This window comes from Nostoc sp. (assembly GCF_036917275.1).
In the GTDB taxonomy this organism is placed as follows: domain Bacteria; phylum Cyanobacteriota; class Cyanobacteriia; order Cyanobacteriales; family Nostocaceae; genus Nostoc.
Map to the genome: position 1 here is coordinate 42,649 of NZ_JBALDF010000030.1, position 23,367 is coordinate 66,015.

24 protein-coding genes are annotated in these 23,367 nt (G+C 42.2%); 11 read left to right on the forward strand and 13 right to left on the reverse strand.

Annotated features, from left to right (window positions below; translation table 11 throughout):
- The first annotated feature begins 149 nt into the window (after nt 1-149).
- Nucleotides 150-638: a hypothetical protein gene (locus V7K35_RS10490; RefSeq protein WP_335078681.1), complete on the forward strand. Its 489-nt coding sequence runs from the start codon at nt 150-152 to the stop codon at nt 636-638.
- A gap of 581 nt (nt 639-1,219) precedes the next feature.
- Here V7K35_RS10490 and V7K35_RS10495 read toward each other — a convergent pair.
- Nucleotides 1,220-1,732: a DUF6174 domain-containing protein gene (locus tag V7K35_RS10495; RefSeq protein WP_335078683.1), complete on the reverse strand. Its 513-nt coding sequence runs from the start codon at nt 1,730-1,732 to the stop codon at nt 1,220-1,222.
- Between the two features lie 257 nt (nt 1,733-1,989).
- On the opposite strand from V7K35_RS10495, the gene V7K35_RS10500 reads away from it, so the two are divergent.
- On the forward strand, nt 1,990-2,175 hold the full coding sequence (locus tag V7K35_RS10500; RefSeq protein ID WP_335078685.1) for a DDE transposase family protein: 186 nt from the start codon (nt 1,990-1,992) through the stop codon (nt 2,173-2,175).
- A gap of 99 nt (nt 2,176-2,274) precedes the next feature.
- Here the strand turns inward: V7K35_RS10500 and ctpC are convergent, their stop codons facing one another.
- A complete protein-coding gene (gene ctpC, locus V7K35_RS10505) occupies nt 2,275-3,558 on the reverse strand; it encodes a carboxyl-terminal processing protease CtpC (RefSeq protein WP_335078687.1) in 1,284 nt (427 codons plus the stop codon).
- Between the two features lie 234 nt (nt 3,559-3,792).
- Nucleotides 3,793-5,016 (reverse strand): (E)-4-hydroxy-3-methylbut-2-enyl-diphosphate synthase, encoded by a 1,224-nt coding sequence (ispG, locus tag V7K35_RS10510; RefSeq protein ID WP_335078689.1) that lies wholly within the window; start codon nt 5,014-5,016, stop codon nt 3,793-3,795.
- 317 nt (nt 5,017-5,333) lie between these two features.
- Between ispG and V7K35_RS10515 the strand changes: the two genes are divergently transcribed.
- Together V7K35_RS10515 and V7K35_RS10520 are read left to right on the forward strand one after the other, a co-directional pair.
- Complete coding sequence (locus V7K35_RS10515; protein WP_335078691.1) at nt 5,334-5,756, forward strand: phosphotransferase; 423 nt, start codon at nt 5,334-5,336, stop codon at nt 5,754-5,756.
- Nucleotides 5,757-5,943: 187 nt separating this feature from the next.
- Nucleotides 5,944-6,981, forward strand: coding sequence for an isochorismatase (locus V7K35_RS10520; protein WP_335078693.1), 1,038 nt, complete (start codon nt 5,944-5,946; stop codon nt 6,979-6,981).
- A gap of 97 nt (nt 6,982-7,078) precedes the next feature.
- Here the strand turns inward: V7K35_RS10520 and V7K35_RS10525 are convergent, their stop codons facing one another.
- Nucleotides 7,079-7,972 carry a LysM peptidoglycan-binding domain-containing M23 family metallopeptidase gene (locus V7K35_RS10525; RefSeq protein WP_335078695.1) on the reverse strand — a complete coding sequence of 298 codons (894 nt, stop codon included), beginning with the start codon at nt 7,970-7,972 and terminating at the stop codon, nt 7,079-7,081.
- Between the two features lie 198 nt (nt 7,973-8,170).
- On the opposite strand from V7K35_RS10525, the gene V7K35_RS10530 reads away from it, so the two are divergent.
- Entirely contained in the window at nt 8,171-9,379 is a 1,209-nt protein-coding gene (locus V7K35_RS10530; protein WP_335078697.1) for an HhoA/HhoB/HtrA family serine endopeptidase, read from the forward strand.
- Nucleotides 9,380-9,670: 291 nt separating this feature from the next.
- Here the strand turns inward: V7K35_RS10530 and V7K35_RS10535 are convergent, their stop codons facing one another.
- The 3 genes from V7K35_RS10535 to ispD form a co-directional block, all read right to left on the reverse strand.
- The gene (locus V7K35_RS10535) at nt 9,671-10,018 is read right to left on the reverse strand and encodes a DUF760 domain-containing protein (protein ID WP_273764562.1); all 348 of its coding nucleotides are present in this window, start codon (nt 10,016-10,018) and stop codon (nt 9,671-9,673) included.
- Nucleotides 10,019-10,160: 142 nt separating this feature from the next.
- A complete protein-coding gene (scpB, locus tag V7K35_RS10540; RefSeq protein WP_335078699.1) occupies nt 10,161-10,697 on the reverse strand; it encodes an SMC-Scp complex subunit ScpB in 537 nt (178 codons plus the stop codon).
- Nucleotides 10,698-10,870: 173 nt separating this feature from the next.
- Nucleotides 10,871-11,554 carry a 2-C-methyl-D-erythritol 4-phosphate cytidylyltransferase gene (gene ispD / locus V7K35_RS10545; RefSeq protein ID WP_335078701.1) on the reverse strand — a complete coding sequence of 228 codons (684 nt, stop codon included), beginning with the start codon at nt 11,552-11,554 and terminating at the stop codon, nt 10,871-10,873.
- 69 nt (nt 11,555-11,623) lie between these two features.
- Here ispD and V7K35_RS10550 point away from each other — a divergent pair, with 69 nt between their 5' ends.
- Nucleotides 11,624-12,583 carry a glycosyltransferase family 9 protein gene (locus V7K35_RS10550; RefSeq protein ID WP_335078703.1) on the forward strand — a complete coding sequence of 320 codons (960 nt, stop codon included), beginning with the start codon at nt 11,624-11,626 and terminating at the stop codon, nt 12,581-12,583.
- 474 nt (nt 12,584-13,057) lie between these two features.
- Here the strand turns inward: V7K35_RS10550 and V7K35_RS10555 are convergent, their stop codons facing one another.
- Nucleotides 13,058-13,528, reverse strand: a complete 471-nt coding sequence (locus V7K35_RS10555; protein ID WP_334795695.1) for a CRR6 family NdhI maturation factor — start codon at nt 13,526-13,528, stop codon at nt 13,058-13,060.
- A gap of 966 nt (nt 13,529-14,494) precedes the next feature.
- On the opposite strand from V7K35_RS10555, the gene V7K35_RS10560 reads away from it, so the two are divergent.
- The 3 genes from V7K35_RS10560 to V7K35_RS10570 all read left to right on the forward strand — a co-directional run bounded on the left by V7K35_RS10560 (nt 14,495) and on the right by V7K35_RS10570 (nt 18,224).
- A complete protein-coding gene (locus tag V7K35_RS10560; protein ID WP_334795691.1) occupies nt 14,495-14,941 on the forward strand; it encodes a Fur family transcriptional regulator in 447 nt (148 codons plus the stop codon).
- A 745-nt stretch (nt 14,942-15,686) separates the two neighbouring features.
- Entirely contained in the window at nt 15,687-17,468 is a 1,782-nt protein-coding gene (locus V7K35_RS10565; protein WP_335078705.1) for a DUF3685 domain-containing protein, read from the forward strand.
- A gap of 45 nt (nt 17,469-17,513) precedes the next feature.
- The gene (locus tag V7K35_RS10570) at nt 17,514-18,224 is read left to right on the forward strand and encodes a diacylglycerol/polyprenol kinase family protein (RefSeq protein WP_335078707.1); all 711 of its coding nucleotides are present in this window, start codon (nt 17,514-17,516) and stop codon (nt 18,222-18,224) included.
- A gap of 357 nt (nt 18,225-18,581) precedes the next feature.
- Here V7K35_RS10570 and V7K35_RS10575 read toward each other — a convergent pair whose 3' ends face one another.
- Both V7K35_RS10575 and V7K35_RS10580 read right to left on the reverse strand, forming a co-directional pair.
- The gene (locus V7K35_RS10575; RefSeq protein WP_334793370.1) at nt 18,582-19,037 is read right to left on the reverse strand and encodes an RICIN domain-containing protein; all 456 of its coding nucleotides are present in this window, start codon (nt 19,035-19,037) and stop codon (nt 18,582-18,584) included.
- A 117-nt stretch (nt 19,038-19,154) separates the two neighbouring features.
- Complete coding sequence (locus V7K35_RS10580; RefSeq protein WP_335078709.1) at nt 19,155-19,325, reverse strand: hypothetical protein; 171 nt, start codon at nt 19,323-19,325, stop codon at nt 19,155-19,157.
- A 31-nt stretch (nt 19,326-19,356) separates the two neighbouring features.
- On the opposite strand from V7K35_RS10580, the gene V7K35_RS10585 reads away from it, so the two are divergent.
- Nucleotides 19,357-19,560, forward strand: a complete 204-nt coding sequence (locus V7K35_RS10585; RefSeq protein ID WP_335078895.1) for a hypothetical protein — start codon at nt 19,357-19,359, stop codon at nt 19,558-19,560.
- Nucleotides 19,511-19,672 carry a P-loop NTPase gene (locus V7K35_RS10590; protein ID WP_335078711.1) on the forward strand — a complete coding sequence of 54 codons (162 nt, stop codon included), beginning with the start codon at nt 19,511-19,513 and terminating at the stop codon, nt 19,670-19,672. Before V7K35_RS10585 ends, V7K35_RS10590 begins: the two co-directional genes overlap by 50 nt.
- Here V7K35_RS10590 and V7K35_RS10595 read toward each other — a convergent pair.
- The 3 genes from V7K35_RS10595 to V7K35_RS10605 form a co-directional block, all read right to left on the reverse strand.
- Entirely contained in the window at nt 19,631-21,085 is a 1,455-nt protein-coding gene (locus V7K35_RS10595; RefSeq protein WP_335078713.1) for a dihydrolipoyl dehydrogenase family protein, read from the reverse strand. The genes V7K35_RS10590 and V7K35_RS10595 overlap by 42 nt on opposite strands.
- A gap of 246 nt (nt 21,086-21,331) precedes the next feature.
- Complete coding sequence (cobD, locus tag V7K35_RS10600) at nt 21,332-22,459, reverse strand: threonine-phosphate decarboxylase CobD (protein ID WP_335078716.1); 1,128 nt, start codon at nt 22,457-22,459, stop codon at nt 21,332-21,334.
- 26 nt (nt 22,460-22,485) lie between these two features.
- A complete protein-coding gene (locus tag V7K35_RS10605; RefSeq protein WP_103137906.1) occupies nt 22,486-22,770 on the reverse strand; it encodes an HU family DNA-binding protein in 285 nt (94 codons plus the stop codon).
- Nucleotides 22,771-23,367 lie beyond the last annotated feature (597 nt).

The window sequence follows — 23,367 nt, forward strand, 5'->3', positions numbered from 1 at the left end:
GTTATTACCTAATTTTTCAGCTGGTAATAAATATCTCCAAATTTTCTTCAATGAAATCCGCTATCTTGAGAAAAGATTTAGATTAAAAACGCAGCTTTTTAATAAACGCAGACTGTTTTTTTTTCTTTTAGTGCCCCTGTTTACTACCAATGCCACCTAAAATAACAAACTCAGTTGCATGGCAGCAGGCTGAAATTCTCATGCAACCTGCTTTCATTCGCGTTATCGACAATATCCGCAAGTTGCTTGATGAATCTTCCTGGACGGGAACTTATAACGATGTCCTGATTTGGCCGCCTAGCACCACTGATGAAATCAAAGCATTGGTGACTGAGTTGTTGCAAGCAATGGAAACTGCAACGCCCCAAGAAGCAGATGGAATCAGAGAGACTCTTACTCGTCTGCCGATGCCCCATCCAGGATATCATCTACGTTTGCAGCGTCAACAGCAAGAAGCGAGTATCGATTTGTGGGAACTATGTTATCAAGTGTGTTTTCTGGAATACAGCCCAGAGAAGGAGACTGCTGATATTGATACTAATTTAATTGATGAACTGGGGGAAGTGGATTGGCTACGTTTGGATGCTAAAGCAAAAGAGTTAGTTGAGCAGGCGTTTGCTAAATTGCCAGAAGGGTAACAAATAAAATGGTTAATATTCAGTTCTACTTTCAATATCTCTCTCAAAAAATTAGATAGTTCATTTGATATATGTTGGATTTCGGCTTGTATTTTTATTACTAGTTATTCCCGAATAGGAGTACCGTCCCTGACAAACTGATCTTGTGTATCTAGCCAAAAAGGGGAAATTTTTCTGCCCGCTTACTTACTTTGGTGACGAGCGATCGCTCGAATTTTCGCATTTCTAGACCAAGATTTATACATTTAATCAACAACGCTAATCTTTTTTATTAGAGGAAATTTAATAAATGGGATAAATAAAGGCGATGCCTGCGGCGGCAAGCTACGCACTGGATCGCCTTTAACTCTGAGACATTCGCACAGCAGTATATAGAAACTTGAACGCCAACAGTTAACTGACCTCTTGCAAAAGTCAAAAAATCAGGAATGTCATTTTGAGCGGAACGCAATGAAGAGAAAAATCTCACTACTCTGTTAGCTCCGCTCGATATAACAATTTAAGCATTTATGCAAGAGGTCTAATGATGTAGGTAAGCATACCTATTGCCTTAATATCTAATTTTCTGGTTGCAACGACGGCTATTTAATTACCTTAAAATTCTCAATTGTGAGATATTTTTCTTCATCAGCTATCTGACTGTCGTAATCGATATTAATTTTGGTTGGATAGCCGAATCTAGCACTATATTCCACATTCAAGCTGAAGGCTTTACGGCTGATAGCATCTTGAATTACATCAAACAGCTTAGGAATTGTGTTGTAGCTTTGAAAGAATTCTGGATTAACTGGTTTACCTGTAGCTACAGAAGTGACGGAAATTGTTTGACCATTACGTACTTTAATCACTACTGGTCCCCTAGCATCGGCTATACAAAAGCAACTATTGCTCAATGTATATTCATAGTTGGAAATATTTTGCCCACTCCAGAAACGGCGATTAAATTCTAATCGCCTTTGCGATCGCCTTAAATTCCAGTTATTACTCGCTGGCGATTGTGCTTGTGCTATCTCTACGGGAGATTTGGACATTACTGGTAGGTTCAGTCCGAAAGATAACAATAACCCCGCACTGATAATGATAGGTAAACGCATATCAATCTATTGAATTTCAGAAGTATTATATATGTATCATATATTAATTCATCTACTTATTATTTAAGTACACTTTATATTTTTATTAAAATTCTTTAGTGGGTAGCCAAGGGCAAATAGCAAATTTCTGACTGTAAGTAACTGGTTGTAAGTGTAGTCTATAGCTAAATCAGATCCGACACAATCCCATACACGGGAGAATATTTTCTATATGCTTTAGAATCCTTACTGTAAAAAACAAAGTTTTTATTTCAAGTATGAATGATTCACAAACTTGGTATATTGTCAAACGCTCTGCTGGTAATTGCGAAATTCTCCCCAGCGATAAACTTGGCGACGATAATCTAGAGATTATAGAACAGTGGGGGCCTTTTAATTCGCAAGAAGAAGCGATCGCTCGGCGTGTCGGACTTATTAGGGCTGGGAAGTGCCAACCAGTTTAAGTTAAAAGTTAGGAGTTTAGAGTTAGAAGTTATGAATTGACAATCATGGTTTTTATTCCTAACTCCTCACAATTGACTCCTAACTTTATTTCTAACTCTTCATTTTTCTACTGAAGCTGTGCTTTTAGCAGCAATTTTTTTACCTATCACTTCCACTGCTTTAGCGAATTGGGGATCTGCTAGGGTAGCGAGTTTGTCACGTTCATGGAGCCACAACTCCTCCATCTGCTGTTTGGTCAAATCTACCTTCACATCTGGAGCAATACCTTTATGGTTAATATCTGTACCGTTGGGCGTATAGTAATGAGCAATTGTTACCGCTAATCCTGAGCCATCTTCCAAGGGACGTACCGATTGCACTAGTCCCTTACCAAAGGTTTGAGTACCAACCAAAGTAGCACGCTTGTTGTCCTGCAAAGCCCCTGAGAGGATTTCACTTGCACTAGCTGAACCTTTATCTACCAGAACCACCAACGGTTTATTTGTCAAGGCGCGTCCGTTTGCCTCTTCTTTTGATGCCTCTCCTTGGCGTTCAACGGTGGAAACAATCTTACCTTTATTTATCCACATCCGGGCAATGTCTACACTGGAGAAGAGTAAGCCACCTGGATTACCACGTAGATCCAGAATATATCCAGCTACCTGCTTGCTTTCTAAATCTTTGATAGCGATTTGCATTTCTTCACCAGCATTGGCGCTGAACTGATTCAAGCGAATGTACCCAAGGTTACCTGCTGGAGTTTTCTTTTGGGAATACTTAACTGAATCGATTTTAATATCCGCGCGCTTGATGTCAAATTCTTTTGTCTGAGCGTCGCGCTGAATCGTTAGGCTGACTTGCGTTCCTGCTGCACCTCGAATCAGGGATACTGCCTGATTAATATCCATCCCCTTGGTATTTTTGCCGTCGATTTTGAGGATGACATCTTTTGCCAAAATACCAGCTTTAAAGGCTGGTGTATCTTCAATTGGCGCAATTACAACCAGTTGCTTCGTTTTTTCATCCTGACTGATTGTGATCCCAATCCCTGTGAGTTTTCCAGAGGTCTCCACTTGCATACTCTTGAATTCCTCTGGATTCATAAATCGGGTGTAGGGATCTTCTAGCTTTTTCAGCATTTCCCGAATGGACTTATACGCTTCCTGCGGATTACTGTAGGACTTGCTCAAGTACTCCTTACGAACAGCCTGCCAATCTACCTGATTAAAAGTACCATCTACATATTGGCGCTGAACAATTTGCCAAACTTCATCTACCAATTCTTTGGGACTTGCTTTAAATAAAGCCTCACCTCGCGAGTGAATGCCAAGGCTAGTAACAGCGATCGTGGAGAGTGTCACTACCGTAGCACCCAAAACAAGCCTACTTTTTGTAATCACCATAATGACAGCTGCGTCAGAGGGAAAATATATAGTCAGTATGCTCAATCTAACACAGGCTACCACTGTACAGATGGAGGATGTATTCCTAATTTCAACAAAATACTTGACAATCCGGTGACCTTGGTAGTTTAAAGATACAAAATTTTTGGGCATGGGGCAAAACAGTTTCTCTTTTCTGAGTTCTGAGTAAAGAAATAAAATTCTTCACTCAGCACTCAGCACTCCCCACTTCCCTTACGGCTCTACCCAGCGATTATCTGCTTTAATAAGGTTAATTAATTCCTCTACACCTTTATCTTCTGAGACTTTTTTAATTTCTTCTCGACCACGATACAAAGAAATGTAACCAGGTGTTTTGCCAACATAGCCATAGTCAGCATCTGCCATCTCTCCGGGACCATTGACAATGCAACCCATAACTGCCACATCTAACCCAGTTAAGTGTTTAGTGGCTTCCCGAACTTTGTGCAGCACTTCCTCTAGGTTAAACAAAGTGCGTCCACAGGAAGGACAAGCGACATATTCCACCATCGTTTTTCGCAATCCCAAAGCTTGGAGAATGCTGTAGCAAACGGGAATTTCTTTTTCTGGTGCTTCTGTAAGTGAGACGCGAATTGTATCGCCAATGCCATCAGCAAGTAAGGTAGCAATACCAGCCGTGGATTTAATGCGTCCGTATTCGCCATCACCGGCTTCCGTAACGCCTAAATGTAGCGGATAATCCATACCCAGTTGATCCATGCGCTTGGCCATAAGGCGATAGGCGGCTAACATCACAGGTACTCGTGAGGCTTTCATGGAAATTACCAAGTTGCGAAAATCCAAAGATTCACAGATGCGGATAAATTCTATGGCAGATTCCACCATGCCTTCTGGGGTGTCACCGTAGGTAAATAGCATCCTTTCAGCGAGGGAACCGTGATTTACCCCAATTCGCATGGATTTACCTTGATCCCGCAAAGAAACTACCAGAGGTTCTAAGGTTTCGCGGATTTTATCGCCAATTTCGTCAAATTCGGTTTTAGTATACTCAGTTCGATTAAGGTTTGGCTTTTCAAACACATACAAGCCCGGATTAATCCGTACTTTCTCTATGTGCTTGGAGACTTCCAGAGCGATTTTTAGCCCATTATGATGGACATCTGCCACAACTGGTATGTCTTGGTAAGTTTTAATTAATTTTTGTTTAATTTCTGCTAAAGCTTTAGCATGAGCCATACTCGGAACTGTGACACGGACAATTTCACAGCCAATTTCGTGCAGACGACGAATACCAGCTACCGAACCATCAATATCAAGAGTGTCTTCGTTAATCATTGACTGCACCACAACGGGGTAGCCGCCCCCAATGGTGACATTTCCCACTTTTACGGGACGGGTTTTACGCCGCTTGATAGTTGTATCAAAAGTGGGTTGATCTACTGTGGTATCGGAAGTTGTAAGAGTTGGCATTTGCATAACCCTATCAGGTAAATTTCCTGTAGCTAAAATATCAGATTTGATAAATCTCTGTTTCCCAGATTGCCATAGGTAGTGGCTTTTTTGGATGATTAGGTAGAAAAAAATGGAGAATCAGAATCAGACAGGCAAAGAAATAAAGAGCAATTAAAAAACTCTTCTAACTGAGTAGGGTTAGCGATCGCACAGCGTTCCTTAGGAAAGCCTAACGAAGTCATCAGTTTATTACTGAGTTATAAATAGCATCAATACAATAATCTTTCTATGATCCAACCTGCAATACCTGTAATTCACCAATTCCTGATAGTGCGGCTTTAATGACCACTGTACTCTGTGAGTATCCAATTCCCAAATCTCATAGCTGTAAATTATACAAACGAGGTTTAAACGATATTTACTTAGTGACAACCGAGAGAGAAAACTATATTTTGCGGGTTTATCGGCGTGGGTGGAGGAATAAAGAAGAAATTGGTTTTGAACTGGAATTACTAGCATTTTTGCATGAGCAAAACCAGCCAGTTGCATACCCTATTGCTAGAAATGAGGGTACTTTTACCACAGAAATTTTAGCACCGGAAGGTATGCGTTATGCAGCTATATTTACCTACGCACCTGGATACGCAGTTAATGATAACCTTAATAGGAAACAAAGTTATATTTTAGGAGAACAACTTGCTGAAGATCCGTTTTACCCTAGCTTGCGTACTCATAAACTTAAAGGGGATTTATTGGGTACATGAGCTTGTTCCATAGACTACAACAATCGTATTCTATTTGAGTTTGTTCCTCATCCCGATTCTGGGGAATTAATAATTTCTTTGTTGACCTTAAGTTCTCATGATGATGTTTACTAAAGTAACACTATACTTGAGAAAATTTGGGGATTGAGATTATAGATGTTATTACAGAATAAAAGCGACTGTAATTATGAACACCCAAATAACAACCCAATTACCCATTCCCCCACATTTTAACCTTCAAGAAGTGGGCGAAGTCTGGCGCGTACCTTACCAAGAACGTGCCACAGATGCGGAAATCTGGGCAAAACAACATGATATCAAACCTGCATCTTTAGATAAAACTCGCATTTGCTTACTATTAATTGATGTCCAAAACACCTTCTGCATCCCCGGCTTTGAATTATTTGTAGGTGGAAAATTTGGGAATGGGGCGGTGGATGATAATGTCAGATTATGTGAGTTTATTTATCGCAACTTGGGAGTAATTACCAAAATTGTACCCACCTTAGACACCCACACAGCAACACAAATTTTTCATCCCATCTTTTGGGTGAACGCCGCCGGAGAACATCCCACTCCAGCAGCAACTAGCATCACTCCTGGAGATATCGAACAAGGGATCTGGAAAGTTAACCCAGCAGTTGCTAACAGTCTTACTAATGGGGATTATAAATTATTAGAAAAACACGCTTACCATTACCTTAAGCAACTTAGTCAAGATGGGAAATATCCCCTCACTGTTTGGCCTTATCATTCTATGTTGGGCGGTATCGGCCATGCTTTAGTCTCATCGGTAGAAGAAGCGATATTTTTCCACGGCATTGCGCGTCAGAGTCAAACACAATTTGAAATCAAAGGTGAAAATCCTTTAACAGAAAACTATTCCATCTTACGCCCAGAAGTATTAGAAGATTTTAAGCAGCGTCCACTTGCTCAAAAGAACACGCACCTGATCAAGCAACTTTTAGAATTTGATGCAGTAATTATTGGTGGTCAAGCCAAAAGTCATTGCGTCGCCTGGACAATTGACGATTTATTAACAGAAATTAAACAGGTAGATGCTAGCCTTGCTCAAAAAATCTATCTCTTAGAAGATTGCACTTCTCCTGTTGTTGTTCCCGGTATTGTAGACTACACAGAACAGGCAGATGCCGCATTTACAAGGTTTGCAGAGGCAGGAATGCATATCGTCAAATCTAGCGAAAATATAGCATCCTTTTTTTAACGCAAAGGATCGCAAAGGTTCCGCAGAGGAACACAGAGATTTCCTTTGCGAAACCTTTGCGCTTCCCTCAGCGTTCCTCTGCGTTTAAAAACAAACCTCATTTCTTCAAATAACCCTTCGGATCTTCTGCTACCCAACCCAAAGATGAGCTAGAACGCACTTCAAAATGGAGATGCGGCCGGTTGGAACTTGGTTGTCCACTAGTGCCTACTGTTCCCAGTAAGTCTCCTTTTTTCACTTGCTGACCGACAGTAACTTTGATACTGTCAAGCTGGGCATAGCGGCTTTGGAGTCCGCCACTGTGGTTAATAATGACCAACTTACCATAAGTACCTTGATCATTAGCAAAGGCTACGGTTCCAGGAGCGATCGCCAGCACATTAGTACCCATTGCTGCTAATAAGTCAACACCACTATGAAAGAAAACTTGACCTGTCGCAGGATTGATTTGCCACCCATAAGCTAATGCTACAGTTGCCACTTGTGCCAAAGGATATCCAGACAGAGATGCACGGTTTGGCGTTCCTGTATCAGTAGGTAAAGGGGACTTAGTTACAACACCATTGGGCGACCAATTTACCCCCGGAACAAACACAATTCTGGGGTCTTCTTGGCAACCATTCACTTCAAAAAGGCTATCAGCACGAACTTTGTATTTTGCCGCTATTTGTCGCCAAGTTTCACCGCGAGGCACTTCGACTACAACCCCATTGTAGGGAGGAATTTGAAGTACACTACCAACGACTGCAATCGCACCGTTCTGCAAAGCTGGATTCATGCCGATAATAGTTGTGGGAATGAGATTGTAGCGCTGCGCTATGCTCTCCAAAGTTTCGCCACGAACAACTTTATGGCGTTGGAAGCGAGATAACGCTGGAGTTGGGCAACCACCTACAGCAGCATTAGCACTGTTAGTGTTTGGCACTATGGATACTAGGCTCAAGGCGCTAACTAAGCTACAGAGAAACAGTTGACGAAAGGGTAAAGTCATGTACACAGGTCAAAAGCGCATTAACTTTAGATTTTAGATGGGAAGAGTGGGGAGTGGGGAGATGAGGAGGACAATACAGACAGGAAGAATAACTAATACCCTATGCCCAATTCTTTATAAATTGATCTGTCCACTTGCCGTTAGCTTGACTACACTTAGAAATTAGCAACTGCATTGCTGTCTTTAAGCAGAATGATTATGAAGTTATCTTTAAAGCAACTGGGCGTTTATGTATTTTTACTGGTGTTCGGCTGTGGTGCAGGTTTGTTTGGGAGTCGCTATCTCTTGCTACAAAATCCCTCGTTCCAACAGTTAAGAAATGTGACAATGGCTTTGCCTCCAGAATCCATAGTTCCAAATTCTCCTAACGCAGCTATTGGGGCTACTGGGGGCGAGAATGTGAATTTTATTGCGACGGCAGTACAAAAAGTTGGCCCGGCTGTGGTGCGAATTAATGCTACCCGCAAAGTAGCCAATCCGATCTCTGACGCTTTGAAAAATCCCCTCTTGCGGCGATTCTTTGGAGAGGATGAACAACCAATACCTCAAGAGCGTATTGAGCGTGGTACAGGATCAGGATTTATTTTGAGCGAAGATGGAGAATTACTCACCAACGCTCATGTAGTAGCAGATACAGATACAGTATTAGTAACCCTCAAAGATGGTCGGAGTCTAGAGGGGAAGGTGGTAGGAGTTGATTCTGTGACAGATGTCGCAGTGGTGAAAATAAAAGCGAATCATTTACCGACAGTGAAACTGGGCAATTCGCAAAACTTAATACCAGGAGAATGGGCGATCGCTATTGGCAATCCTCTGGGTTTAGATAATACTGTTACTATTGGCATCATCAGCGCTACAGATCGCACCAGCACTCAGGTAGGTATCCCAGATAAGCGAGTCAGCTTTATCCAAACTGATGCCGCAATTAACCCTGGTAATTCTGGTGGCCCCTTGTTAAACGCCCAAGGCGAAGTGATTGGTGTTAACACTGCCATCCGCGCTGATGCTCAAGGACTCGGTTTCGCCATTCCCATTGAAACCGCCGCCCGCATCGCCAATGAACTTTTTACCAAAGGGCGTGTGGAACATCCCTTCTTGGGTATTGAAATGGCAGACCTTTCTGCGATCAAAAAACAGCAGATTAATCAAGAAAATCAATTAAACATTCAGCAGGACGCTGGAATTGTGATTAGAGGAGTCACAGACGATTCCCCAGCCAAGCGCGGAGGACTGTTTCCTGGAGACGTGATTCAAAAAGTTAACGGTAAACCAGTCAAAACCTCAGCCCAAGTTCAGAAGTTAGTAGAGGCCAGCAAAGTTGGGGACATTTTAGTGATCGAAGTCAACCGCAGCGGTAAAATTCAAACCTTTAAAGTGCAATCAGGTGCTTATCCTGAAAGGAAGTAGTCAAGCTAATTCGTAATTGATAATAACGCTCGTTCCAACGCTCAATTACTCGCTCTAAGCGAACGCGAACAGCTTCTCCCCTTATGATAAGAGAAGGCTTTACGCTGCGTTATTGTTACCGCAATGCTTTCGTAATTCGTAGTTGTGATCAGTACTTGCTTTGTACCCTAACTGTCTTCTTGACCACCAAATTAGAAATTTTGGTGGTAGCTCTGTACCCTCTTAATTACGAATTACGAATTAGTAATTATTTGGTCAATAGTCTCAGAATGTTTGACTACTGACTATTGATTATTGACCATTAGACAAATGCTCTAACTGCATTCTTTGTTCCATCTGGCGCAGAAAATACCCTGTCATCATGGCCGACGCTAAAAGCCCAGCTAAGTTCTCCCGATCTGTAGTGATTTGTACGTTGAAATTTTCTACAGGGAGCATTCCCACTAGCCCTTGGACATTTTGGGAGATAATTTGTTTAATTTCGGGGCTGGCGGACTGAGCAATCCTCGCTAAAACATCAGGAGACTGATGCTGTAGATATTTGAGTAACTGATTGGGGTATTCCTCAGAGTGGTCGGAAAGAAGTTGATTAGGGTGTTCCTCAGAGTTGTCATTCAAGAAGTCAGGATTAAACACCATTGGCAGTTTTATTTAGCTTAATTGCTAACTCTACTTTAAACCATTGTACAAGGCTAGCGCATTCACTACGGGTATAAGCCTTTAAAAGCAGAGGGCATTGGGGATTGGGAATGGGGCATATTGGTTATTCTCCTCATCCCCCTTATCCCTCTACTCCCTTCAGTTCTAGTTCTAGTTCTAATTGTTCTTCTTTCTGGCTGGTGGAAAGTATTTGCGGGAGTTGTTCGATTTGGAAATACTGGTGAAATTTCGGCGTTACTTGGAGCGAGTAGGAGCGAGAATCGCTGTCTCGGCGCTTTCGGATGAAACCAAGCTCGACGAGTTCTGGAACGTGCTGATATACTCCTGAACCGCGTAGGTTAATCAAGTCGCTCTGGAGTATGGGACTATTGAGGGCGATCGCTGCCAAAGTCCGCAATGCACCTACTCCCAATTCTACTGGTATCATCGTTTGCACTAAATCATGAAAGTCAGACCGTAGTTGCAAACTGTAACCATCTGGGGTTTCTATTACCTCTAAAGCGCTATCTCGGTGGGCATAGTTGTCCATTAGTTCAATTATGCCTTCTTTGACAGTGGCGCGATCGCACGCGGCATACTCGGCGATTTCGCCGAGCGACAAGGGTTTACCCTTTAAATAGAGAATTGCTTCTATCTTCGTCGCTGTGGCTATAATCATTTAATCATCAGTCATTGGTCATTAGTTACTAGTCATTAGTTACTAGTCATTAGCAGATGACAACTAACAATCAACAAGTGTGTGGAATTATATCCTAAATTGCCAAAATTATTGTTTGAAACGGGCATGAGAAAAAACCTAGAGAAAGTTTCCCCTCTACCTGTTCATTTTCATCAAAAGCCTCTACTTGTGAGAATAAATTCTGCGATCGCTAAATCTTGTCGAGTGGTCACTTTTAAATTTGTCTCCTCTCCCTCGACAATTCGGACTTCAATACCGCACCTTTCAAACAAAGCGGCATCGTCAGTTACTTCCCAACCTTGACGAACACCTTCAGCATGGCACTGTTTCAACAACTTGACATCAAATCCTTGGGGAGTTTGTGCCGCCCACAATTGTCGTCTGTCGGGTGTTTCTTGAATTATGCCTTGTTGATCGACAACTTTGATGGTGTCTTTGACGGGTACACCAGCAATTAAACCGGGACAGTGGCGAATCGCCTCGGCACAAGAGTTAAATAAATCTGATGTGACAAGGCATCTGGCCCCATCATGAATCAACACTTGTTCTGCGGCTACTGGGAGGGACAGCAAGCCATTGTAAACAGATTCTTGGCGCGTGGAGCCACCTTGAATCAATTCCACTGGTTTAGTCAGCTTCAAATCGGCGATAATTGCTTTCAAGTCAGACCAGTCATCAGGCTGGGAAATAATCCCAATCCAATTGATTGTACTTGCGGCTTCTGCGGCTAATAGAGTCCAAGCAATAATTGGTTGCGATCGCACAAGCAGTAGGAGTTTATTGCGGTTACTCCCCATTCTTTTTCCGATTCCCGCAGCTGGAATTAGTAAATACACAGAATTCCTCAATCTTTAAGCTATATATTTTCCCCTAAAATAGGGAGCGAGTAAGCGTCAATAAATATTATGCGAGTAGTAGCCCTTGTACCTGGCGGAATTGGCGACCAAATTCTCTTCTTTCCGACTCTAGATGACCTGAAGCGCCATTACCCTAACGCTCAGATAGATGTCGTTGTTGAACCCCGGTCAAAGGCTGCCTACCGAGTGAGCAAGTCGGTTCACGAGGTGCTGAACTTTGATTTTCAAGACCGTAACAGTCTGGCAGATTGGGGTAACTTAGTAGGCGTAATTCGCGATCGCGAATACGATGTTGTCATTGCTGTGAAGCAAAGTTGGTTGCTGGGTCTTTTGCTCTGGTTGACAGGAATTCCCATACGTATTGGCTACCAAGGCAAAGGTTCGGTTTTTCTAAGCCACACTGTGCCATTCAAACCATCCCAGTATGCGGCGGCATTGTATCATGATTTGCTCCAACCATTGGAAATAAATAGCCCTGTCCCAGAGTTAGCAGTAAATGTGCCAAAACCAGATATTGAGTGGGCACAAAACGAACAAAAACGCTTAGGGGTGCATGAAACAGGCTATATCTTGATTCATGGCGGTTCTGGCCAGTTATCCCAGGCTAAAGAACCGGATAAAATCTACCCTGTCGAGAAGTGGCATCAAATTATTCAAGCCTTCCAACATAAGCAGCCGGATCTGCCTGTGGTGGTGATTAAGGGACTTGATGATCAGCAGTTTATGCGATCGCTTCTGGAGTCTTCTCCAGATATCAAGGTGACTGCCCCAGATGATATTGGCAAGTTAACTGCTATAATCGCCGGGGCTAATTTGATGTTGTCTACTGATAGTGCGGCATTACAACTGAGCGTTGCAGTCCAAACCTATACCATCGCCCTATTTGGGCCTAGCGATCCAGCTAAGTTGTTGCCGAAAAACGATAAATTTCTGGCCATTGAATCCCCCACGGGAAAAACGGCGGATGTTTCACCAAACGCAGTTTTGGAGAAAATTTTGGGTGGCTAAACCAGCAGTTTGTCCCAATTTCTGCAATCAGTCTATTGGATATCCAATATAGTTATGCGTTTGTTAAATGACCGCAAAACCTGGACATGATGACTAGATTTTGCGGTCATTCAGTATTAAAAAATACGCTAGAAAACTAGATTTTTCTCTGCATTTATGTCCCATCAGTAGTTTGTAAAGAAATAATTGATGGTTAAAGATTGTTCGTAGTTTGCGCTTTAGCGAAGACAGCGCAAACTACTAATTTATCAAATCAAAGTTGACTGTGCCAATTTGAGATTTTATAGCTGTAGGCATATTAGTTAGGACGCTGCTTGCTTGAGAACGGTTTCTATAGCATCACCTAAATTAATAGAGAGGCCAAATTCGCCTGCGCCGAGGACGAGGATGGAGGTCATGATTAATCAATACGAAGGTAACGTTTTATTTCAAGCAATCCACGATTTAAATACAGTAGTCGTTGCACTTAGCGATTTAAAATATCTCAAAAAAAGCATCCTCTAATTCATAACCCAGCATTTGGGCCATAGACTTCAGCCGCGATAGGCTGGGAATACCCTGTTGTTTGAGCCAATCACCTAAAATAAAGATTTTATGCATCAAAAATATTTCTAAGGCTTCAGGATTGTACTGAATGCCTTCTTGAGAACTGAACTGGTGTGGTACAAGCATGGCAGCATACCGAACAAACTCTCCAGCTTTCCAATCTAGTAAAAATGGTAACCAGGGGTATTTGGCATCTAGGCGCACAAACCACAGCCGCACCTCTGCAATTTCTGAGAGTTCCCGTGGATCGCCAGGTTCGAGATCGTAATTGATATCAAAACGTAGCTGCTGTTCATGGGATGCTACCCCATCTTGCAGTAGTTGTTCAATCACCGTTGACGCAGGCGACAGATCCAGATTGTTAATAAAGTCATTATTGAGTGCGATCGCGATTGTCATTGATTCAGCAGTCACTTTCTTGATGCTCAACTGTAAGATCGACAATCTACAGTAGCAGCTTTCAGGGATTGACGCTAGATTGACCTTCACTCCTTTGACTTTGTTCTTTAAGTATAGGACTTACGCACACTCTACGAATTCTCGGCGCTCTTGGCACGGCAGTTGCTTCAAGTCGGCAGAGCCGCCCAACGCACTGCCTCGTCTTGGCGGTTCGATAAATTAAGCGAAGTTGGCAATTTTTGCGTAAGTCCTAAAGTAGTTAAATTTGCAATCAAGGATGTGATGACTCAATATCAGTAGATCACAAACTTTCGGAAACTGACGCAATCATGAGGGTTTCAGGCATCGTGAATTTGGGGGAAACAGCGTTAGTTTCAGGGCGATCGCTTTGTATTAACTCAGGGTGTCGCCTAAAACGCTGATTAATCGGTTATTTTCTCTAGTCTTGCTATTTTGTTGAAATCCCCATGTGGTACGGGTTATAAAAAATTTTGTGATCTACTGACTTTTGCTTAGTTTTCGCTCGTTACAACAAATATACATCTAGTTGCAAGCCTTGATATGATCCGCTGGCAATGCCTGCGGCGGGCTACGCTTACGCAATTCCCGTATATCGGTGGCTACATTTAATTATTACAATAATTACTTGTATTTAAATGAAAATTGCTACACCATTAACATAGTATGTGATTAGAATTAGCCTACTTGGAAAAGGTAACGCCTGCCCCAAGGTGGACATTTACAGCAATTTTAAGTTAAAGTTGTAATGAGTTTGTTTTAGATAAAGGTCTGACAAAGTAGCCGTCAACAACCAAAAAAATCATTATCACCACCTGTCACTTCCGCAGCATCAAAAGCCAAAATACAAGTACAGGTCAAAAAGCACTGTGCAATATGATTGCATATATTAAATAACCAATAAACGTTGAAATGGGAAAATTTTCTTAACAGTTCACAAGCTGTAATATGCAAAAACAAACAATTCCTACAAAACCAATTCGTTCCCTAGAAGATGCCCTTGAGCAGTGTCAAATCCTGGGTATGCGCGTTAGTCGTCAGCGTCGCTTTATTCTGGAATTACTTTGGCAAGCAAATGAACATCTTTCTGCTAGAGAGATTTATGATCGCTTGAACCAACAAGGCAAAGAAATCGGTCATACATCTGTTTATCAAAATTTAGAAGCATTATCTAGTCAGAGCATCATTGAGTGTATTGAACGCTGTGATGGGCGTTTATACGGTAATATAAGTGACTCTCACAGTCATGTCAACTGTATAGATACAAATCAAATTCTTGATGTTCATGTAGAACTGCCAGAAGATTTTATCCGCAAAATTGAAGAACAAACAGGAGTGCGGATTACTAACTACAGTATTAACTTTTTTGGCTACCGCAACCCGCAAGAAAGCTGATGAGAGTTAGAAAGTGATAGACGCGATTAATCGCGTCTATACAGGAGTTAAAAGTCTAGATTCTAGCTTTCCTAGCTAATAAAACCTAATAACCATTAGTCTCATCAATGGAGTTATTGCCAAAAACTGTCTCGTGATCATCGGCATGATCATCTAAATCTACTGATAATAATTGTGCCTTTGCAGCTTTCAATTAGTCTGCTCGTAGAAAGTTTGTTCCAATTATTATCTGTGTTTGTCGTAATTTTTACGGTATTTAAAAATAGCATCGTCTTGCTCCCACCAATTAGCGGATAGCCTAACAACCATCGACTCAGGTGATGATAAATATTCCCATAACAGATAAGACTTTTAAGTATTAGCAGCTAACTGCAATAGTTCATCATCTAGCAGTCCGTCGTAGTACAAAATGCTCAACAAATGCAGCATTAGGGGTTGATGGACAAGGGGAGATAATTCTTTTAACTTCGATTGGCTGGCAAATAAGCCTGTGTGTTTTCATAATGTAAAGAAATTTTAAGCGATCGCCCCACTGAAAATCCTCTGATTTGATTGATTGCGATATAGGGTTCTGTCAACGAGTGGCGAATACTCAGGTTCATTTAATTACACAGTGGCAGCTGCCTATGCCAACTATGATCGATTTATCAGTTTGCGAAAACAGGTAACAATCGGGAAAACAAAGTTTTGTATCAAAGCTGTTTTCTGATTGGTAAAAAACAGTGCTTGGGTAATTGAGTAGAGTATGAGCGATCGCCCTCTAAAATTATTGTTAATCGACCAAGACCCAATTTTTCGTCTGGGATTACGGGTAGCTTTGGAAGCAATTACTAATCTGCAAGTTACAGGAGTGGTAGAAACTGATACTGCTGCCTTGCAAATTTTAGCAGAAATTGCCAAAGAGGACCCTAACCAGGTAAATTTGGTGGTTTTAGAATTCGGTAATGGCCGCTCCACCACCAGTCAGCAGCTAGGTTTACAATTCTGTCGCCAACTCAGAGCCTTATATCCCAACCTACCAATTTTGCTCCTCAGTTCTGTTCAAGAACAAGGACTAGTATTGGCTGCAAAATCTATTGGTATTAATGGCTACTGTCCCAAAGGCACACCACTTACTGAGTTAGTCGCCGCCATGCAAGAAGTTGCAGATGGTGGTTCCTATTGGTTTCAGGACACGGAAGCAATAATCACTCCTAATTCCTCACTCCTCATTGCCCCTAATCCCCAGAGGGAGCCGCGAGTTCCCCACTCTCCACTTCCCTTTTTTAGACTGCGAAATAATTTACGTTTGTCAGGAATTGCTTACATTGACGCTACCCTAGCCGCAGTAACAGCACAATTACAAGTTCCGGGACTACCAGTATTAGATCGAGCAATTCTGGCTGGACAGTGGCGAGAACTGCTAGCGGCTCGTTGGTTAATAAATCGGTTGTTGGTTTCATCACAAGAAAGGCAAGACAAACATATCCCCATTGCTAATCAGCCGCCTGTGGTTCCTTCATTGAGTAGTGCCATTCAACAAAGACAAACAGTGTCGCCTTTACTTAGTCCGGGAACACTACAATCTGAGTTGTTTGCATCTTGCGTTACTAAACTTCAATTTACTTTACGAAATATCACAGATATTCCTTTAGAAATTGACATCTTTCGTGAAGACAAAAAACGGGAGTTACTTTATCTTATCCTACAAAAATTGGCTGAACAGTTGGATGAACTGCGTGCTTCTCAAATAGAGATAAATCAATTATATGAGGTAAAATTTATCCTATTACGTGATTTATGGCAAGCAGCAATTACAGAGTTTTTTGGAAAATTTTCTCGGATAAAATTAGGAAATCAAAATATAGAAACTGTTAATTTTTTGCTCCAAAATACAGAGGTTGTGCAAAGAGATATTCTCAATAAAATTCCCCTATATTGTGAGTTTTATTCTTATCTGCTATTTCAAACAGAATTAAACATTGATAATACTTCTTATCCAGTAGTGAGTGCTGAAGCCAAGTCCCAAGCATTAATGATTTTAGAGAACTTGTTGATTCAGGTAGCAAATGGGGTAGTGCAACCACTGCTAAACTCTCTAGCAGATGTAGAAACGATTAAAAAAAAATTTTATGGACGCCAATTAATTTCCACACGAGAGATTGAACGATTTAGAAATGATTTATCGTGGAAATATCGTTTAGCTAATTATATAAATGAGCCGAAAGCAGTTTTTGAAAGTCGGTATGAGCTATTTGTAATTACGCCTCGTGGCATTGCCAATACTTCAGTTTATGCTCCTCGAAATCAGGAGTTAGTAAAACTTTCTAATATTCCTTTAGTAGTGACGTTGCTCTTAGAATTTAGTGATGCGATCGCACCGCGTTTAAAATCACTATTAGCTTTTTTAGGTAGTGGTATAGTCTTTATCCTTACCCAAGTAATTGGTCAGGGTTTAGGTTTAATCGGTCGTGGTATTCTTCAAGGTATTGGTAGTGTTTCGTTAGGAGAAAAGAACTTTAAACGAAATAGCGATCGGTCTAAATGAAGAAGTACTATTGATAATTGACCAATGCCCTATGACAAATGGCAAATGACTAACAATGATTTTATCGGGCTAGCAATTTCTTATGTTTACGCGATTAGTCTGCTTGTGATTGGCGAGGGACTGCGTAGGCTGTTTGCTGTAAAGCCGGATTTGACCCGCAAAGTGATCCATATTGGTGCAGGGATGTGGGTTTTCGGCGTCCTGCTGCTGTTTAAGCACTGGGAAATTGGAATTATACCTTTTGCTACCTTTATCGGACTTAACTACCTGTTTTACCGCTACCGAATCATCGGTGCAATGGATACCCAGGATAGCTCACCTGGCACAGTTTATTTCGCTATCTCAGTGACACTGCTTTTCGGGCTACTGTGGCGACCAGACGGGCCAGTAGATAGTGCCCCAATCGCTGTAGCCGGAATAATGGCGATGACTTGGGGGGATGCACTAGCAGCATTAATCGGTAGACGCTTCGGACAGCATAAATACCAAGTGGGAAATTCTGTGCGTTCCTGGGAAGGTTCGGCAGCAATGTTTGTAGCGAGTACAGTAGTTATTTTCTTAGTGCTGTTGCTGCTACCTCGTTCGTCGCTGAGTCCCCTAGCAACGCCTTTAGGTTTAGGATCGGCTTTGTTGACGGCGGTAATAACTGCTACTTTTGCCACCATAGCAGAGGCAGTCTCACCCCACGGTACAGATAACCTCAGCGTGCCTCTGGTAGCTGCGGGGGTAGTGTGGGTAGTGATGCACGGATTTTAATGCACTCCCAATTACCTCATTCCCAGTCTCAGACTAGAATTTAAGTCACTAATAATACTAGTAATATACATATAAATACAGTAGCTATTGACACCACCTCACAGTTAGCCCCCGAAAAGTTTGGAATGGATATTTAGGAAACTGCATGAAAGCTGTGAATTTCGCGGTTGGCTAGTAAATCCGTAGTTTGTGATTAGCTGATGGCGGTGGGGTAAATCAGTGGAAAGTTATGGGACTTCCAGAAATTAAATTATTCAATTCTGAGAGCAAAGATGAATATGAGATTCTTTCTCCCCCTGCTCCCCCTAGCAACTGTATATTTATTTACTTGGAAGCCCCTTGTACGCCGATTGTTAATTAGCGATGAAGCACCCACTGTTGGTGTCTATCGTTATTATTGCATTCATCAATAAAAACGGGCTGTCGATTACCAGGTTTAGAAATGGTCAGGCATTTGCCTGACTGCAATTCACGGATTTGTCCGACTGAAGTGACGGTAAATTGTTGGTTTGGACCATAATAGCAACGCCAAAGTTGTACAGGAGTGTTGTCCTTGACAGTGCGACCACGAATATCAAGACACAAACCAAAAAGACCAACGACGGCACTGGAATTGTCTGCACCATCGGTAAAAGTCCAGCGTTGGTTTTGACGTCCATGACATCTGTATATGTAAACTTCGCGACCTTCCTGATGTTGATCTTCGCTGGCATCAAGACAGTACCCACTATTGAACTTAGATTGAACAGTGAAGTTAACGCCGTGTTCAAAAGCAATACTGGGATAACTTGCCGTTACTGTACCGAAAAACACTACTCCTAGGGCAATGCTACTTGAAGCTAGTTTTTTTAACACGAAAACTCCCCTATCCATAGACTGATTTACTGATTTAGACTTCCTGGTTTCATAAAAGGTTCAATTAGACTTACGTCAATGTTGTGTAGTTAATATGTCAATTTTGTGCTTCTTACCCGCTGCCTTTTTTTTGCTCTTAACCTCGCCACAAATTACAGCAAGCGATCGCCAAGCTGGGGAATTTTGGCGGCGGTCAAAGAATCGGGAAGAGGTTAGCCAATAGCAGGAACCTGTTATTATTGCCAAAACTTGTTATTCCAAATATCTAAGAAAATAGATGCGGTATGTCAGCTTGCCGAGAAGCAAACTCATCCGCGATGGCATCCGCCCGCAAGCGATCGCGTCATCAGCTGGAGTGCCAGAAATAGTATCGTTTAAATTAGTAATAGTGATGTATAGCACCAACTGCGATCGCAACCTTAGCAGTAGATGTGGAATGGGGCAAATTGGATTATTTATTAATAGATTTACCTCCCGGTAGAGGTAATGCTCAAATAACAATTATCCAAGAAACCCCAGTTTGTGGAGTTATTATAATGACAACACCCTACTCACAAATTCCAATTGCGGCGAAAATGGAAGAAGCCTTCTAAAAATTCTTGCAAAGCAATATTACTATTTAACCTCTGCTTACTCCACTCTCTTGCAGTTTGCTCCAGAATTTCTGAGAAACTGGGATAGACAGGAGATAGATTTACTAAATCTTTAATTTTAATTTTTTGGGACATTGCCAAAGCAATCAAATTAATCAACTCTCCAGCTTCTGTCCCCAATATCGAAGCTCCCAAAATTTCACCGTCGTGTAGCACAATTAATTTATACATCCCAGTGGTTTCGTCCCGAAGTTGGGCTGCTGCCACTGTTTTAAAATATTGTCGCAAAACTAAAATTTCATCTCGACCAAATTGGCTTTTTGCCTGTGCCTCTGTCAAACCCACTTGCGCCACCATCGGTACAGAAAACATTGCCCAAGGAATGGAGTGATAATTTACTTTTAACCTGGGGAAAAAGAGGGCATTGTTCAGAGCAATTTTTGCTTCATAATTAGCGATATTGGCAAAGTCGTAACCACCAATTACATCACCACAAGCGTAAATGCGGTGGTTAGTAGTTTGTAATTTATCATTCACTACTAAACTACGCCGATGCCATTTCACGCCTACCGTTGCCAAATTTAGAAATTCAAAATTCGGCTGTTGTCCAGTCGCCACTAGAATTTCATCAGTTTCAATGGCTTTATCTCCTGCTTGAATCCACTTTTTATCCTCAATTAGCCTCACCTGAGTTACTGGTTTATCAGTGAGGACGCATACACCTTCAACTTCCAACTGTGCCTGAAGCAGTATGGCTATCTCAGGGTCAAGATGGAGTAAAACATAGGGATGCTTGACTACCAGCGTCACACTGCAACCAAACCGGGCTAAAGTTTGAGCGATTTCAATGCTTTGGGGAATCCCGCCAATAATTACCCAATTTTTGGGTAATGTCGCTCCCTTTAAGGATTGCCAAATATTAGATAGGGTAAAGTAGCCAGTGGCTTGCAATCCTTCAATCTCTGGAATTTCTGGACGCGAACCACTGGCCAGCAAATAGGTACGGGCGCGTAGTAGGCGATTGTTAACAGCAAAAGCTAGTTGAGGTGAAGATTGAAATTGACCACTACCAACTATTACATCTACCCCCAGCGCGGCTAGGATGGCTGGAGAATGCTGTTCTTTGAGATTTGAGGCGATGCATTGAGCATACAGCATCGCCTCTTGCCATGCCATAGATATGTGGCATTCTTCTGAGGTATCAGTGTGTGTGGCATGAATACCAAAACTAGCGGCATCATTCAACTTCTGCGCCAGTTTACCGATTTCGGTAAGAGCATGGTGATCAGTAAACCCGTAGTCTACTTTGGGTTCCACCAGGGCAACTGTAGCACGTAGTTGGATGGCAGCAAGGGCAGCGTAGTATCCAGCAAGACTGCCACCAATAATTACAACATCATAGTCAACGGTCACGCGAATTTAAAGTTAGTAGTTAGGAATTAGGAGTTAGGAGTTAGAAGTTAAAACCCTTTTTATAGGGCTTCTGGATTGAGTTCAATATAGACCTAACCCCCAGCCCCTTCCCTGCAAGAAAAGGGGAGTAAGATTCAAAGCCTTTCTCGTTTTAGGAGAGAGGAATGGAAGTGAGGTCAGAGTGGATTGCATACAAACGATCGCTCGCTATAAACTCATAACTCATAATCTTATAACTTATAACTCCTAACTCTCTTTTAGCGCTGTTAGTAAGCGTTGGTTATCGGACTCTTCACGTACAGCAACCCGGAAAAAGCGATCGCCTAGTTCTTTAAAACTAATGCAATCGCGGATTAAAATCTGGTGATGCTGGAGTAATTGTTGCTGTAACTGCGAAGTAGACTGTTGGGACTCAACTAATAAAAAGTTAGCAGCACTAGCTTGGGGTTGCAATCCTGGGATTTTAGCTAAACCCTGAAAGAGTTGGTTTCGTGCAGGTGATAGCCATGCCCAGGTTTGCTGTTGAAACTCTGTATCCTGGAGGGCTGCAATTGCTGCCGCTGCCGCTAGCGTGTTTACGGGCCAAGGGTCGCGCCATAGCTGCCATTTAGCCAGCCAGTCGGGGTGTGCGATCGCATATCCCAATCGCAGTCCTGGGAGACTGTAAAATTTGGTCAGCGATCGCAATACTACTAAATTTGCATATTCCTGCACCACCGGAATTAGGCTTTGTTCCTCATTAGGCGGCACAAAATCCATAAATGCTTCATCCACCACAACCAAAGCAAATTGCTCCAGGTAGGGCAAAATAGAGTCCCGCGAAAGTAGTTTTCCGGTTGGGTTGTGGGGGTTGTTTAGCAGTAAGGCGCAGTCAGTAGAATCAAGTCCTGAGTGCTGAGTCTTGAGTAAAACTTTTAACTCAGCAACACCAGTTGCTACAACTTTAGGAAAGTTAGCAACACACTGGCTCTTCAGGACTGGTTGCTCAGAACTAATCAGCGGACACTCCAGCACTTTAGCGTTGTATGCCCTCAGGGTTCGGTAATAGTCGCCAAAGGCTGGAGTGATTAAAATTGTCGCGGCTAATTGAGCTAATTCCCTACCTACTAAAGTGAGTAATTCTGCGGAGCCGTTACCCGGCAGAATCCACTCAGGCGGCAATTGATGGAAGTGACTGAGAGCTAGTCTCAGTTCACTATAGTTTGGGTCTGGATAGTGCTTAAGATTACCAATTTGGGACAGGATAGCAGCGATCGCGCTGTTTGGAGGCCCCAACGGGCTGATACTAGCAGAAAAATCCAGAATAGCGTCAGGGGAACAGCCAGCCAGTGCTGCTGCCCAGGCTAAATTTCCCCCGTGTGCAGGTTGCCGCATTAAAAAAGGGTTCCAGAAGATAGAACCTATGATTTTGGGGGTGCTACCTTTTCTCTAAACAGTTTTCCTGCCGAGAAAGCAGGAACTCTCGTCGCTGGAATCTCCATTTTTTCATTTGTTTTCGGGTTGCGACCTTCGCGGGCTTTACGTTCCCGTGATTCAAATGAGCCAAATCCTACCAACGTTACCTTATCACCAGAGGAAACTGCTTCAATAATCGTTTCCAAAGCGGCAGTTAAGACTGCATCCGCTTGTTTCTTGGTAACACTAGCCTTTTCAGCTACGGCATCAACTAATTCACCTTTGTTCATGTCAAACTCCTGAAGGTTTACTTGAGATTCTTTACGGATGTAGTTTGGTACATCTGTACTAAAATCTTTGTTCGTAGAAATACAAAAATCATCCTTTGGGAGTATTTTTACTCAAAATGGCTGTACATCCCATCGGCTCGACTTTTCAATGAATCATTCTAAGGTGTTGTAGCCTGATGTGGATAGATGAAACCATTAATTTATATAGATTTCAGGATGTTTTGTCATTTTAGGGTACTTGTTTCACTAAAAACCACCCCAAAAGTAGGAAAAAATACTTATTAAAACTGCGTAGGCGCAGCCTGCGGCAGGCATCGCCAAGGGAATAAGGGAGTGGGAAGGTGAGAGATGGTTAGTATTTGTTGAGATTAATTAAGGATTTGAAGAGTTATTGAAAATTGAAGCCTCAGATCCCGGACAACTTTTACGAAGTTGGGGATATTGTTGACTTTTCACCTGATTTGGAAAAATCAAAGCTTCTCCCTGTCCTGACTTTTTAGCTAAATACAAAAGACCTCTAAGAGGTTTTTCTACGCAAAACCGTCCCTCTCCGACTCGGAGAGGGACAGACTTGAACTTTAGTTCAAGGCAGGGAGA